Origin of the sequence: Paenibacillus sophorae, assembly GCF_018966525.1 — a bacterium.
Taxonomy (GTDB): Bacteria; Bacillota; Bacilli; order Paenibacillales; family Paenibacillaceae; genus Paenibacillus_AQ; species Paenibacillus_AQ sophorae.
This window is the reverse complement of sequence record NZ_CP076607.1, coordinates 3,530,465-3,544,610: the sequence shown is the minus strand read 5'-3', so window position 1 is coordinate 3,544,610 and position 14,146 is coordinate 3,530,465. Positions and strand designations below refer to the sequence as shown.

The window sequence follows — 14,146 nt, the reverse complement described above, 5'->3', positions numbered from 1 at the left end:
AGATGAACCCTTCTTTTCTATGATTAGCTTTATCATAATCTCAGCCCTGCAGCTTTCCGTGATCTGGATGCCCCGAAGCTCGGACTAACCAGTGTCAGCGCCTGCTCCGGACAGACCGAGGCACAAGCGGGAACCGGCCCGCCTCCGCCTTCAGTCAGGCTCCCGCTATTATTCACTGCGCCTGCTCCCGCAATCTCCCCAGAAGCCGTATTCCCGTCAGACGCGATATCATGGCATAAATCACATTTATAAGCGATGACTCTGGTTTTCCGTTCCAATCTGCCGTTCAGCTGTTCTCTTAAGTGCGGCTGCTTATGCTCCTGGCCGCTGCTGTACGCCTTATACAGACTGATCGCTCCAAAAGGGCAAGCCATGGCACAAGCTTTGCAGCCTATGCAGCGATCCTCATCGATAGTAATAGCGCCTTCCTCCTGCACGATTGCTTGTACCGGACAGACGCCGGCGCAAGGCGCGTTCTCGCAATGCCGGCACTGTACAGGCATCGTGAAGCTGTCCGTGCGGATGACATACAGCCTTGGAATGACCGGCATGGTTACCGTTCCTACAGCAGCAGCCACCCCGTTATCACGGTTATGCACGGCGAAGCAGGCCAGTTCGCACGCTTTACAGCCTATGCATTTGCCGGCTTCGGCAATGACGAACGAATTGGGCCGTTCCTTCCTCATGCCTGACCCGCCCCCACATGCATTTGCTTTCTAAGCGACTCATATTGCTGCCGTACCTTCTCTTCGGCCCGAAGCTGATCCGGAATCCGCTCCAATCGAATCGCGCAATATTTGTATTCCGGCGTCTTGGAGATGGGGTCCAAAGCATCGCCTGTCAGTTCGTTGCAAGCGCCAATCCAGAAATGATAGGTCATATAGGTGGCGCCTGCTTTGACCCGGTCGCTGATTTGCGCCCTGGCTACGATCCTTCCCCGCCGGGAGATAATTCTAACCAACTGCCCGTCTGTAATGCCGAGGCTGGAAGCATCCACTGGACTGACCTGGATATTACCGGGCTCATCGGACAACTGGCTAAGGGCGCGGCAGTTCCCGGTCATGGTCCGGACGGAATAATGTCCGACTTCACGGACGGTGGACAGCGTTAACGGATATTCCTGATCCGGCTGCTCCAGCGGAGCTCTCCATTCACAGGCAAACAGCCGCCCTTTGCCGTTAGGCGTCGAAAAGCGGTTACCCTCATATAAATATGGAGTACCCGGATGATCTTCGGATGGGCAGGGCCACTGTACACCGCCCTGCTCTTCCATCCTTTTATAGCTTGCTCCCGCAAATTTCGGACAGAGGGCTCTCATCTCGTCCCAAATCTCTTCCGTATTCTTGTAGGACATCGGGTAGCCCATCGCCGTGGACAGTTCACTGATAATTTGCCAATCCGGCTTTACATCCCCTGGAGGATCTACGGCCTTTCTAATCCGCTGAAATCCGCGGTCGGCTGACGAATACACACCTTCATGTTCGCCCCAGGAGGTAGCGGGCAGGATGACATCCGCATGCAGCGCCGTCTTGTTCATGAAGATATCCTGCACAATGACAAACTCCATCTTCTCCAGCGTTTCCCTCACTTCGGCTGCATTCGGATCACTCTGTACCGGGTCTTCGCCAAAAATGTAATAGGCTTTCACCTTATTTTCCTTCAATACAAGATGGGGAATTTCCGTCAAGTGATACCCGGTTTTATCCGGCAGCATTACGCCCCAGGCCTTCTCGAACTTTTTGCGTATTTTGGGATCGGTAACGGATTGATAGCCCGGATACACATTAGGCAATGCCCCCATGTCGCATGAGCCCTGTACATTGTTCTGGCCGCGGACCGGTCCAATACCGACACTGGGTCTGCCGAAATTTCCGGTCAGCAGTGCGAGCGAGGCAAGCCCTTTGACTACGTCCACCGCCTGAGCGAATTGGCATACTCCCATGCCATACAGAATCATCGCTTTATTTGATTTGGCGTACTGCCGCATCACCTTGCGAATGTCATTTGCTTTTACACCGGTGATGGTCTCGGCATATTCAGGCGTATACTTTTTCACACTTTCCTTATATTCAGCAAATCCTTCCACATAGTTGGCTACATAATCCTTGTCATATAATTCTTCCTCTATGAGTACATTTCCAAATGCATTTACAAGCGCCATGTTCGTTCCGCCTTTAAGAGGGAGCCAAGTATCTGCAATTCTAGCCAATTCTGTCTTTCGTGGATCGGATACGATAATGGTAGCGCCCTTCTCCTTCGCTTTGACGATTCTTCTGGCTACAATCGGGTGCGTGACTGGGGCATTATAGCCAAAAATGAATAACAAATCCGTATCCTCTATCTCCGGAATAGAATTCGACATGGCCCCATCGCCCAGCGAATAGGTCAGCCCTGCCACGGACGGACCATGGCACACTCTGGCGCAGTGGTCAATATTATTGGTACCGATCACCGCACGCATAAATTTTTGCATCACATAGTTAGCCTCATTGCCCGGTCCTCTGGCCGAACCTGTACCCATGATCGCATCAGGACCATATTGTTCCTTAATGGCCGTAAGCTTCTCTGCTGTAAATTGGATGGCCTCCTCCCAAGAAACCTCTCGCAGAACCCCTTCTTTACGAATCATAGGCTTGCGAAGGCGAGCGGTCAGAATCTGCGGATCATTCAGAAAATCCCAGCCATAATGGCCCTTCAGGCACAAATTCCCTTCGTTCGTTCTTCCATCCGCAGGCTCAGCCCCCACGACCTTTCCGTCTTCAACCAGTAAATTCATGTGACAACCGCTGCCGCAATACGGGCATATTGTCAGTACTTTGTTCTTCATTGGATAACCGCCTTTTCATGTGATTTTTTGCACAAATAGCACAACAAAAAATAAGCCAATACAAAGTATAAATAGAAAAATACACCGTGTACTGGCTTATTAAAAAGCGAAGAAGCTGACGCCCTTTCTCTTCAATCAAACCGATTTATTCAGTTGAATCATAATTGCCCGGCCGCTTGGACAAAGTTCGTAAATCCTCCAAGTATATGTAAACGGGCTGCCAAGCGTGTCTATCATTTCGGCCATAAATTCTTTTTCCAAATAGGGCTTTAATACTTTCCAATATTCCGCAACGAGATCGACAGCACCTTCTTTTACTAAAATCTCAGATAGACTCGAGAGAATTCCCCTAATCTCAATGGTGATTAATTGGTCGCTCGCAAGCTTAACCTTCACATTCTCCGGGCCTCTGCCCCGATAGTGCTTAACAATCTTGACTACAAGTCTTCTAATCTTCTCCTGGTATTCGAATTCAGTCTCAGGCATCCAAACACCTCAATACTAACCATCTGTTTATGGAATTTTATTTAATTTATTACATGTTCATGTTAGACTTTTCCAAAATTCTTGTCAACATACAAATTAACACTTATCCATACGTTTCCAACTGTTATTCTTCAATTCCTGGACATTATCGTTAGAATTCGAAAAAAGAGCAGCAAAGGTCTGATTTCCGTTTGTACGCCGGAATCAGACCTTTGCTGCTCTGCTGCTTTTACACGTAATACTTCGCATTCTCCATTCTCTCAGGCGCCGTCCTCTTTCAGGCGCAGCAGCGCGGCTGCCGCAGCATGCTGTTCCGCTTCCTTTTTCGAGCGCCCGCTTCCCTGGCCCAGCGTACGGCTGGCCATACTTACTTCGGAAACAAATTCGCGTTCGTGAGCCGGTCCCCGTTCCTCGATAATCCGATACTCCAAGGTGCCCATGCCATGATGCTGAATCAATTCCTGCAGTTCGGTCTTGAAGTCGGTCATCTGCATTTGCAGCTTCCCATCCGTCTCTACCAGCGGGAACACATGGTTATCCAAAAACTTCCGTACCGTCACGAGTCCTTGATCGAGATAAAGCGCTCCCACGAAGGATTCAAACACATCGGCCAGCAGCGCCGGCCGGGTTCGTCCTCCCGTCAGCTCTTCGCCTTTGCCAAGCAGCACATAGCGGCCAAATCCAAGGTTCTCGGCGAACTTGACCAGCGATGGCTCGCAGACGATAGCGGCCCGCAGCTTGGTCAACTCACCTTCCGGGCGATCCGGAAGCAGATTATATAAATATTCGGAAACCGTCAGCTCCAGGACAGCGTCGCCCAAGAATTCAAGACGTTCATTGTCCTGGTGCTGATTGAAACGGTGTTCATTGACATAGGACGCATGGGTAAAAGCCTGCTTCAGCAGCAAAGAATCGTGGAATTGAATATGAAGTTGACTTTGTAATTGCTTCAGGTCCCCATTCATCGCACGGTCTCCTTACTGATTGTATTTTTTCAAAATAACGGTCGCGTTATGTCCTCCGAATCCGAATGAATTGGACATAACAATGTTCAGCTCCGCTTCACGAGGTTTATTCGGAACATAGTCCAGATCGCATTCGGGGTCTTGGTTGTCCAAATTGATTGTTGGAGCAATCATGTTATTCTGCAGGGAAAGTCCGCAAATGATCGCCTCCACACCGCCAGCTGCACCAAGCAGGTGCCCTGTCATGGATTTCGTAGAGCTGACCGCCACCTTGTACGCATGGTCTCCCAGCGCCATCTTGATAGCCGTTGTCTCCGACTTGTCCCCTACAGGAGTCGAGGTGCCATGTGCGTTAATATAGTCAATATCCTCGGGCTTGATGCCTGCATCGCGAATCGCCATCTTCATGCAGCGCGCCGCGCCGTCCGGATCGGGTTCGGTCATATGGTGGGCATCGCCGCTCAAGCCGTAGCCGATAACCTCGGCATAAATCCGGGCGCCCCGCTGAAGCGCATGCTCCAGAGATTCCAGCACCAGGATGCCGGCGCCTTCGCCCATGACGAAGCCATCTCTGTCCGAATCGAACGGACGGCTTGCCTTTTCCGGCTCGTCATTGCGCGTGGACATCGCTCTCATCGCACAGAAGCCTGCCATGCCCGTCGGACGGATGGTCGCTTCCGCGCCGCCGCAGATCATGGCGTCCGCATCTCCGCGCTGAATCATGCGTAACGAATCACCAATAGCGTGGCTCCCCGTCGCGCAGGCGGTAACCTGCGTTGTATTAGGCCCCTTTGCTCCAAGGCTGATGGATAGCTGCCCCGAACCCATATTCGCGATCATCATCGGAATAAAGAACGGGCTGACGCGTTTTGGACCTTTTTCAAGCAGCAGGTTATGCTGATCTTCCCAGGTGCCGAGTCCGCCAATGCCTGAACCGACGGATACGCCAATTCTCTCGGCTTCAATATTCTCGCCAATCACCAAGCCGCTGTCCCCCAGCGCCTGCTGTCCTGCCGCGAGCGCAAGTTGTACAAAACGGTCCATCTTGCGGGCCTCCTTGCGGCCGAACAACTCTTCCGGATCAAAATCTTTAATCGAAGCCGCGATCCGTGTCGGATATTCGCTCACATCGAAGGATTCGATCGTAGAAACCCCGGACTTACCGCTCATCAAGCTGTTCCAGAATGTCTCTAGATCTTTGCCAAGCGCTGTCATCACACCCATACCGGTAACAACCACTCTATGACTCAAAAGCATTCACCCCATCTGATTACTGTATGGCTACAGTCGTAATTTCTCTCTAGCTTACTACTATATAAACTGCAAACGCCGCAAAAAAAAGCGGCGGTTTGTTATTTTCCTTGGAAATACGCTTACCAAAGCGCAGCTTTCGCAAAGTGCAAACACTGTAAAATGAGGAGAAGTCCCGCCTTAAGCAGGTACGGGACTTTTTAAACCATGGACTCTAGGTATGAGATTGTATGTAGTTTACAACTTCACCCACGGTCGTAATCTTCTCTGCATCTTCATCAGAGATCTCCATATCGAATTCATCTTCCAATTCCATAACCAATTCTACAACGTCGAGAGAATCAGCTCCCAAATCATCTTTGAAAGACGCTTCCAGTGTGACTTCGGCTTCGTCGGCTCCTAAGCGGTCGACGACAATGCGCTTTACACGCTCCAATACATCGGACATCCGGTTCACCTCCTCTTTTGGTATTATACGAGATATGAGTTCAAAATGCCATAGAGCTAAAAAAACGCTTTAACCCGCTAATTTTGACGCTCATTCTCACTCTTCGGGATCAACCCGGAGCCACTGAAAATATTACATATACATGCCGCCGTCAACATGAAGCGTCTGGCCCGTCATGTAAGCCGCTCCCTCGGATGCAAGGAAGAGCGCAGCCGAAGCAATTTCCTCCGGCAGACCGAGACGTGCGAGCGGAATGCCCTTTGCCAGATCGGCGCGGACTTCATCAGACAGCTGTCGGGTCATATCGGTGTCGATAAAGCCGGGGGCAATACAGTTGACCGTAATGCCGCGGGAAGCAAGCTCGCGCGCAGCTGATTTGGTCAGTCCGATAATGCCGGCCTTCGCCGCCGAATAGTTAGCCTGACCTGGATTGCCTGTCACGCCGACCACGGAGGAAATATTGATGATCCGGCCATAACGCTGCTTCATCATCGGGCGGGTGACAGCCTTAAGACAGTTGAACACGCCTTTGAGATTCGTCTCTATGACCTGATCGAACTCTTCCTCTTTCATCCGCATAATCAGGTTGTCCCTTGTAATGCCCGCGTTATTCACGAGTATATCGATCCGACCCCAGGCGCCGAGGGTTTCTTTAACCAGGGCTTCCGCCTGTTCAGCACTGCCGACATTGCCCCGGAGCGCGATTCCTTCGGAACCGAGCTCCGCGATGCGTTCCACGGTCTCCCGGGCTGCATCTTCGCTGCCTGAATAGTTCACGGCGACCTTGACGCCATGCTCCGCCAGCGCCAGCGCGATGCTGCGGCCGATGCCGCGAGAAGCGCCGGTAACGAGGGCCGTCTGGCCCCGTAATGCTGAGAACATCCTATTAGTCCCCTTTCATATTCCGTAAAGCTCGTCTTACTGTTCAATCAGAAAGCAGTCAAGCTAAGAGCTTCAATGCTTTCCAGGCTGTTGATGTTGATTACCTTGACGTTCTTGTCGATCTTGCGGATGAGTCCAGCGAGCACGCTGCCGGAACCGATCTCCACAAACGTGTCAACACCTTCTTTAATCAGCTGTTCCACGGTATCCTGCCACAGTACCGGCGAGTACACCTGCCGGACTAGCAGCTCGCGGATTTCCTCCGGATTCGTGACGGGAAGCGCGGTAACGTTGACGACAACGGGAACGGACGGGGCCTTGAATTCCGTCTTCGCCAGCTCGTCCGACAGTCTTTCAGCCGCTTCCTTCATCATGGAGGAATGGAAAGGACCGCTGACTTCGAGCGGAATTGCCCGCTTGCCGCCTGCTTCCTTCACCCGCTGAACGACCGCGTTCACGCCCGCCTGTGAGCCGGATACGACAATCTGTCCCGGACAGTTGACGTTCGCCAGCTCAACCGGGCCTTCCTGCTCCGATACGCTGCGGCACAGGTCCGCCAGCGCCTCGCGCCCGGCGCCCAGCACGGCGGCCATCGCGCCTTGTCCGCCCGGCACGGCCTCTTCCATAAACTGGCCGCGCAGACGCACCAGCTTGACGGCGTCCCCGTAGGCCAGGACACCGGCAGCCACCAGCGCGCTGTATTCTCCCAGGCTGTGGCCGGCCACATAATCCGGCGCAAGGCCTTTGCCCTTCAGCGCTTCCAGATAGGCTACGCTTGCGGTCAACAGCGCGGGCTGCGTATTGGCTGTCTGCTTAAGCTCGCTGTCAGGCCCTTCAAAGACAAGCGTGCTGAGCGGAAAGCCGAGAACTTCATCGCCTGTTTCAAATATCTCTCGAGCCTCAGGCACAGCTTCATATACATCCTTCGCCATGCCAACCGCCTGCGCCCCCTGACCGGGAAATACGAATGCGATTTTACTCATTATGCTATTTGCTCCCTTCAGCTTACCAAATCAATATGGAAGCGCCCCAAGTCAGGCCTCCGCCGAAGCCGACCATCAGAACGGTGTCGCCTTCCTTCATCCGTCCCTCTTCCGCCGCTTCCACCAAGGCGAGCGGTATAGATGCCGCCGATGTGTTCGCGTATTTGTCTACATTGATTACGCACTTCTCCGGGGGAAGATCCAGACGCTGCATCGCCGACTGGATGATGCGAATATTCGCCTGATGCGGTACAAAGAGATCGATGTCTTCCTTCGTAAGACCCGCTTTGCCAAGCACCTTCTCCGTTGCCGTACCCATAACCCGGACCGCGAACTTGAACACTTCCCGTCCGTTCATGTAGATAAAATGCTTCTTGCCCTCTACCGTCTCTGCCGAAGCAGGCAGCCGCGAGCCGCCGCCTTCCAGCTTCAGAAGCGGTCCGCCGGCTCCCTCTGCGCCAAGATCAAAGGACTTGAATCCCCGACCTTCAGGCACTTCGCCGAGAATGACCGCTCCCGCTCCGTCACCGAACAGAACGCAAGTGTTGCGATCCGTATAATCCGTAATCCGGGACAGCGCGTCCGCACCGATAATCAGAGCATTGTTGTACATGCCGTTCTGAATGAAACCGACCGCCGTCGCCAGACTGTATACGAAGCCGGAGCAGGCCGCTGACAGGTCGAATGCCGCCGCGCCCTTCGCTCCGAGCTTATCCTGCAGAATGCAAGCCGTAGAAGGGAATGTTGTGTCTGGCGTAATCGTTGCCACAATGATCAGATCCAGATCCTCGGGCTTCATGCCCGCCGAAGCCAGCGCACGGAGCGAAGCTTCGTAAGCCAGATCGGAGGTCGCTTGATCCGGAGCTGCGATATGCCGCTCCCGGATTCCCGTCCGGCTGACAATCCATTCATCGTTTGTTTCCACTATTTTTTCCAAATCGCTGTTGGTCAAAATTCTTTCAGGTACATATTTTCCCGTACCGATAATGCCGACCGGCCGTAAGTTATTCATAATGTCACTCACTTCCCGCTGATTTCCTTGGATATACTTGAGACAAGACCGGACGATAGCGCCTGCCGCGCCTGCCGGACCGCATTTCTGATGGCATTTCCGTCAGAAGAACCGTGCCCCTTCACTACGAGACCGCTTAAGCCCAGCAGCGGTGCGCCGCCGTGCTCCTTGTAATCCATCTTGCCTTTAAGACTTCTCAGTTCAGGCATAAGCATCGCCGCTCCAAGCTTTGTCTTGAGAGAACGGCTGAACTGCTCTTTGAGCAGCGCGAATATCGCCCCCGCCGTCCCTTCCAGCGACTTCAGCAAAATATTGCCGGCAAATCCGTCGCAGACGAGCACATCGCAGCTTCCCGTCAGCACGTCACGCGCTTCCACGTTGCCGACAAAGTTGATTCCGGGAAGCTGCTCCAGCAGCGGGTATGCTTCCTTTGTCAGCTTGTTGCCCTTTCCGGGCTCCGCTCCGACGTTCAGCAGACCAACGCGCGGCTTCGAAATGCCATGCACCTTGCTGCGGTAAATACTTCCCATCAGCGCGTACTGCGCCAAATGCTGCGGTTCGGCGTCCATATTCGCGCCAAGGTCCAGAGCCAGCACGCCTACATCGTCGAGGGTTGGGATCATCGGAGCCAGCGCAGGACGCTCGATGCCCGGCATTCTTCCGACAATGAGCAGCCCTGTTGTCATAAGAGCGCCCGTATTGCCAGCGGATATCATGGCCTCGGCTTCGCCTTCTTTAACCATCTTTCCTGCAACAACCATGGATGAATCCTTTTTCCGTCTTACGGCTTTGACGGGTTCCTCATCGGGTCCGATTACTTCGCTTGCATGACGGACCGTTACATTGATCGGCTTATCTTTAAGCAGCGGCGCCAGCCTTGCTTCGTCACCGACTAGAATAATTTGCGTATCTTTCCATTCCGCTGCCGCGGACAAGGCGCCCTCCACATTGCTCTCGGGCGCATGATCCCCGCCCATGGCGTCAATGGCGATCTGCACTACGGCTCACTCCTTCGCTGTATTCTTCGCTTACGGACCGATACACGACGAAATGGCCCTGAAAGACCATCTCTTCGCCAACATATGTAAATACGTCGACCTCGGCCTTACCCCTGCGGCCCGCCAGCGAGCGGACATAAGCCTTGGAAATGCATTTTTCACCCAGACGGACCATGCGTACAAAGCGGATATCTGCAGAGGCGGTAAGCGCGATTTCAGCGTTGATTACGGCAACCGCCAGCGAATTGGCCTGTGCGAATACATAATGGCCACGGGCAATTCCGTTCCTGGAGAAGACATGCTCCTCACGGATTTCAAAGATCGAAATGCCGCTCTTGTCCAGCTGTAGATCAACGATATCTCCAATCACTTCGTCTACAGGAAGAGATCGCACCTGATCGTAGGAATGCTCCGCCATCTGCTTCATGCGCTCCCGCAGCTCCGGAATACCAAGCTCCATTCGGTCCAGCCGGATCGTCTGTATGCTGACCTTCAGCTGCCGGGTAAGCTCACGGTCCGTGACAAAAGGATTGTCCTCAATAATCTGCAACAGCTGCTGCTGGCGTTCTTTTTTCGGCACGCGCTCGATGGCGGTTCACCTCCCGTCCTTGTTTATGAAAGCAATGCCTTCGATTGGCCGCAAGTTATGTCGGAAGTTATGTCCATTATAAATTTAGAACCTGGTACTAATATGTAGTATAAAGCATGAGGCCGCAAAAATAAAGCTTTGACTTCAAAACCTGCCCCGGGCGCCTCCACAAAGCGGATTTCCTGCACCCCAATTATTTCCTGTCCGCAAAAAAAATAGCACCTCACCGATAGATGAAGTACTACTTTGTTTGTAAGACTACTATTGCTTGATAATCTCTCTTGCTTTGTACGTTCCGCAAACTTTGCATACGTGGTGAGCAAGCTTCAATTCTCCGCATTGTTCACATTTCACCATGCCCGGGACAACCAGCTTAAAGTGCGTGCGGCGCTTGTCACGGCGTGTTTTGGACGTTCTACGTTGAGGTACTGCCATGTGTTCCACCTCCTTATTCAAGTCAACCCGATTAATCGGGCCGTTTCGGTCTCATCTCTCATTTGAAAAAATCTTTCAACCCGGCAAGACGCGGGTCGATTACGGTGTTGTCGCAACTGCAGACGCCTTCGTTCAGATTATGACCGCATGTGGGACAGAGTCCCTTGCAGTCCGGGGTGCAAAGCACGGAAAGCGGGAAATGAAGAAGATAGCTTTCCTGGACATAAGGCACCAAATCCACGGCTTCATCGGTCACGTAGATGAGGTCCTCGTTCTCCTCTTCTTCCGGCTCAGCCGGTTCCTTGCCCCACTTGAACGTTTCGGCGAAAGGAATATCCATATGCGTCTTGACAGGAGTCAAGCAACGCGCACATAGCATGTCCGCATCTCCGCTCAGCTTACCCTCCACGGTTACGAGATCCGCAGCCGCGGGCAGCGCATCGAGATCGGCTAATAACGGTGATACAGTCAAAATATCCTTGCGGCCTTTGACGGCTTCGCTTACATCCACATTCTCGCGGAAGTGCATAGGTCCGTCGGCATTTGCAATTTTGCGAAAGTGAAACTTCATAAATATCACTCCAAACAAACAAAATTTATTATACCTACCGTACATGACCTTTGTCAACTATTTCCCCTTTATATTGTTGGGTAAAAGGGCTCTGATTTATGTTATAACTATTAGTAACCCATTTGGGACGTTTTGACGGAGTTTGCTTACGCTTACGCACGCCCTATAACTATAAACAGAACAGGAGTGAACCCTGTGTGCCGACAGTAGGGATTATTGCCGAATACAACCCTTTACATAACGGGCATGTCCACCATTATAGAGAAGCCAAAAGATTGTCCGGCGCTAGCCACTCCATCGTCGTGATGAGCGGTCCTTTCACCCAGCGCGGGGAACCTGCCATGTTAAGCAAGCGGGCACGGACCGAAATGGCCCTGCGTATGGGCGCCGATCTGGTAATTGAGCTCCCGGTCGCTTATGCCGTCCAGCCCGCGGAGTGGTTCGCCTTCGGCGCGGTGGCGCTGCTGGAAGCGACTGGCGTCGTCAGCAGCCTGTGCTTCGGCTCCGAGTCCGGCAGCCTGGCGCAGCTGCTGCCGCTGGCGCGCTTTCTCGCCGAGGAAAGCGACCCGCTCCAGAGCGAGCTCCGCCGGCGTCTTGCGCTCGGCGAGAGCTTTCCCGCCGCTTACAGCGCGGCGGCGGCGCAGGTATGGCAGGAAGGCGGAGAGAATGGCAGAGGGCCCCTGCCCGCTGCTGCCCGCACCCATGTTCCTGCCGAACGCAATGCCGGTCCGGATGACCATTCGGGAACCGGCTCCGCACCGAAAATGAACGAAGACAGCCTTGCAGAGCTGCTGCGCGGACCGAACAACAGCCTTGGCCTCCACTACCTTATCGCTCTGAGGCGGCTCGGCAGCAGTATCGTTCCCTTGACCGTTCCGCGCCTCGGGGCCGGCTTTCATGAGCCGCTTCGCAGCGGTACAGCCATTGCCAGTGCGACAGCGCTTCGCGGACTGCTGCGTATGGGCGGTTCCCCTGCAGACTATATACCGGAGTACAGCCTTGGCATTCTTCGGCGCGAGCAGCAGGAAGGCCGCGGACCGCTGGACTGGGAGAGCTTCCGCTCTCCGCTGCTGCACCTTCTCTCCACCCGCTCGGCCGCCGAGCTTGGCGGACTGCTGGATGTGAGCGAAGGACTGGAGCACCGTCTGCTGCGGATTCTGCCGGAGCTTGAGCAGTTCACAGTTAGCGGTCTGCTGTCAGCCTTGAAGAGCAAACGCTACACCCGTACACGGCTTCAGCGGATGCTTCTGCACATTCTGCTGAATCACGGCAAGGAAGAATTCTCTTCCGGCGCGCTGTCGCAGGGGCCGGGATATATCCGGGTGCTCGGCTTTCGGGAAAGCGGCCGGACCCTGCTCAAAAAAATGAAGCAAAGCGCCACCCTGCCCGTTATCACACGGCCGGCGCTTTACTCCCATCCGCATTTGGAGCGGGATCTTCAGGCGTCCGCCGCCTATGCTGCGGCCTTTGCCTCTCCGCTCCGCAGCGAGCTGTACAGCGACTATTTGAAGCCGCCGGTCATGGTTTGACCGGCAGCTTCTCCATATACTGAATGGCGTCGCTTACTGTCGTTACCGGCACCAGCTTCATCTTGGCGCCGATTTTATCCGCTTTTGCCTTGGCGACTGCATAATTCTTGACCGGGACGAAAAAGATTTCCGCGCCCTTTCGGTCGGCGGCGACGATTTTGAACTGAACGCCCCCGATTGGACCAACTTCTCCACTCGGATCAATCGTGCCGGTTCCGGCAACTCTGTACCCTTTGGTCAAATCGCCCTTCGTCAGCCGGTTATATATTTCCATGGTGAACATCAAGCCCGCCGAGGGCCCGCCGACATCCGTATCGGTAAAGTTGACTTCCCTTCCCGCCTCCGACGCTTCCACTTTCTGCACGGCGCCGATGACAACGCCAAGGCCCGGCCTTACCGCCGTTTTGCCGCTGTCCTTAATCTCTACAAGGGTTACGTCCTCCGCAAGCTTCTTTCCATCACGCTCCAGCGATACCGCCACCTGATCCCCTACTTTTCTGGAAGACAGCAGTAGGCTCAGCGCTTCCGGATCGGTCACCTGATGCCCTGCAACGCTGAGAATCTTGTCCCCAGGCTTAAACTGTCTATGACCAGTTTCCCCGGGAACCGAGAAAACGAACAAATATTCAGTCGTGTTGCGGAAAGGAATCTTTGCCGCTTTGTAAGCGGCCTCCACGGCGTTCGACTGCGAACTGCTCATATAATAAACCTGCGTAGCCGTGTATTCCTCCTCAGTCTGATCACCGAGCCTTTCGGCTTTGCGGTCTATTTCCGCGTTGGGATTCAGCGCCGAATAGAGCAGCAGCGCCACATTGGCATAGCTGGCGGATACGGTCGTCATCATGAAGGTTCCCTTTTCAGCTGTATCCTCGTTCTCCACCTTGATCATGGGCGCTACCTCGGAGGCGTCTCCGGGCTGGTACACTACATAAGGAGTCCCCATGAACACAACGGCGTAAACCAGCACGATGAGCGTAAAAAGATAAGCCGCGGCGCGCATTCCTGTTCTGTGTCTGAACTGCCTCACTGGGGTTCCCCTCTTTCCGATAGTCTCCAGACTTTCTCTTAATTATGTAGTTGTGTAGAGCAATCTTGCGGTTCCGTTCCCGGGTTTAAGCATGGCGGTTGACTGGTTCGCATAAATTGTTAAAAACTCGTCTGCTCCCAAGC

Annotated in this window: 15 protein-coding genes; 1 reads left to right on the top strand and 14 read right to left on the bottom strand. The window is 53.7% G+C overall.

Features of this window, described 5'->3' with window-relative positions; translation table 11 throughout:
* Positions 1-32: 32 nt before the first annotated feature.
* The 13 genes from KP014_RS16750 to KP014_RS16690 all read right to left on the bottom strand — a co-directional run bounded on the left by KP014_RS16750 (position 33) and on the right by KP014_RS16690 (position 11,447).
* Positions 33-686: a 4Fe-4S dicluster domain-containing protein gene (locus tag KP014_RS16750; protein WP_036597009.1), complete on the bottom strand. Its 654-nt coding sequence runs from the start codon at positions 684-686 to the stop codon at positions 33-35.
* Positions 683-2,827, bottom strand: a complete 2,145-nt coding sequence (gene fdhF, locus KP014_RS16745; protein ID WP_090833951.1) for a formate dehydrogenase subunit alpha — start codon at positions 2,825-2,827, stop codon at positions 683-685. The genes KP014_RS16750 and fdhF overlap by 4 nt, the downstream gene beginning before the upstream one ends.
* A gap of 135 nt (positions 2,828-2,962) precedes the next feature.
* Positions 2,963-3,313, bottom strand: coding sequence for a Na-translocating system protein MpsC family protein (locus KP014_RS16740; RefSeq protein WP_036592423.1), 351 nt, complete (start codon positions 3,311-3,313; stop codon positions 2,963-2,965).
* Positions 3,314-3,573: 260 nt separating this feature from the next.
* The gene (gene rnc, locus KP014_RS16735) at positions 3,574-4,278 is read right to left on the bottom strand and encodes a ribonuclease III (RefSeq protein WP_036592422.1); all 705 of its coding nucleotides are present in this window, start codon (positions 4,276-4,278) and stop codon (positions 3,574-3,576) included.
* A 12-nt stretch (positions 4,279-4,290) separates the two neighbouring features.
* Positions 4,291-5,529, bottom strand: coding sequence for a beta-ketoacyl-ACP synthase II (gene fabF / locus KP014_RS16730; protein ID WP_090833950.1), 1,239 nt, complete (start codon positions 5,527-5,529; stop codon positions 4,291-4,293).
* 214 nt (positions 5,530-5,743) lie between these two features.
* Complete coding sequence (acpP, locus tag KP014_RS16725) at positions 5,744-5,977, bottom strand: acyl carrier protein (protein ID WP_025334828.1); 234 nt, start codon at positions 5,975-5,977, stop codon at positions 5,744-5,746.
* A 132-nt stretch (positions 5,978-6,109) separates the two neighbouring features.
* Positions 6,110-6,859 carry a 3-oxoacyl-ACP reductase FabG gene (gene fabG, locus KP014_RS16720; protein WP_025694920.1) on the bottom strand — a complete coding sequence of 250 codons (750 nt, stop codon included), beginning with the start codon at positions 6,857-6,859 and terminating at the stop codon, positions 6,110-6,112.
* A 47-nt stretch (positions 6,860-6,906) separates the two neighbouring features.
* The gene (gene fabD, locus KP014_RS16715) at positions 6,907-7,842 is read right to left on the bottom strand and encodes an ACP S-malonyltransferase (RefSeq protein WP_090833949.1); all 936 of its coding nucleotides are present in this window, start codon (positions 7,840-7,842) and stop codon (positions 6,907-6,909) included.
* A gap of 22 nt (positions 7,843-7,864) precedes the next feature.
* On the bottom strand, positions 7,865-8,854 hold the full coding sequence (locus KP014_RS16710) for a beta-ketoacyl-ACP synthase III (protein ID WP_139210569.1): 990 nt from the start codon (positions 8,852-8,854) through the stop codon (positions 7,865-7,867).
* Between the two features lie 8 nt (positions 8,855-8,862).
* Positions 8,863-9,852, bottom strand: a complete 990-nt coding sequence (gene plsX / locus KP014_RS16705) for a phosphate acyltransferase PlsX (RefSeq protein ID WP_036599487.1) — start codon at positions 9,850-9,852, stop codon at positions 8,863-8,865.
* Entirely contained in the window at positions 9,836-10,432 is a 597-nt protein-coding gene (gene fapR, locus KP014_RS16700; RefSeq protein ID WP_036599486.1) for a transcription factor FapR, read from the bottom strand. Before fapR ends, plsX begins: the two co-directional genes overlap by 17 nt.
* Positions 10,433-10,702: 270 nt before the next feature.
* Complete coding sequence (gene rpmF, locus KP014_RS16695; protein WP_019911234.1) at positions 10,703-10,876, bottom strand: 50S ribosomal protein L32; 174 nt, start codon at positions 10,874-10,876, stop codon at positions 10,703-10,705.
* A 58-nt stretch (positions 10,877-10,934) separates the two neighbouring features.
* The gene (locus tag KP014_RS16690) at positions 10,935-11,447 is read right to left on the bottom strand and encodes a YceD family protein (RefSeq protein WP_036599484.1); all 513 of its coding nucleotides are present in this window, start codon (positions 11,445-11,447) and stop codon (positions 10,935-10,937) included.
* Positions 11,448-11,644: 197 nt separating this feature from the next.
* On the opposite strand from KP014_RS16690, the gene KP014_RS16685 reads away from it, so the two are divergent.
* On the top strand, positions 11,645-12,976 hold the full coding sequence (locus KP014_RS16685; RefSeq protein WP_090833947.1) for a tRNA(Met) cytidine acetate ligase: 1,332 nt from the start codon (positions 11,645-11,647) through the stop codon (positions 12,974-12,976).
* Here KP014_RS16685 and KP014_RS16680 read toward each other — a convergent pair.
* Positions 12,966-14,003 carry a SepM family pheromone-processing serine protease gene (locus KP014_RS16680; protein ID WP_090833946.1) on the bottom strand — a complete coding sequence of 346 codons (1,038 nt, stop codon included), beginning with the start codon at positions 14,001-14,003 and terminating at the stop codon, positions 12,966-12,968. The two genes, KP014_RS16685 and KP014_RS16680, sit on opposite strands and share 11 nt — an antisense overlap.
* Positions 14,004-14,146 lie beyond the last annotated feature (143 nt).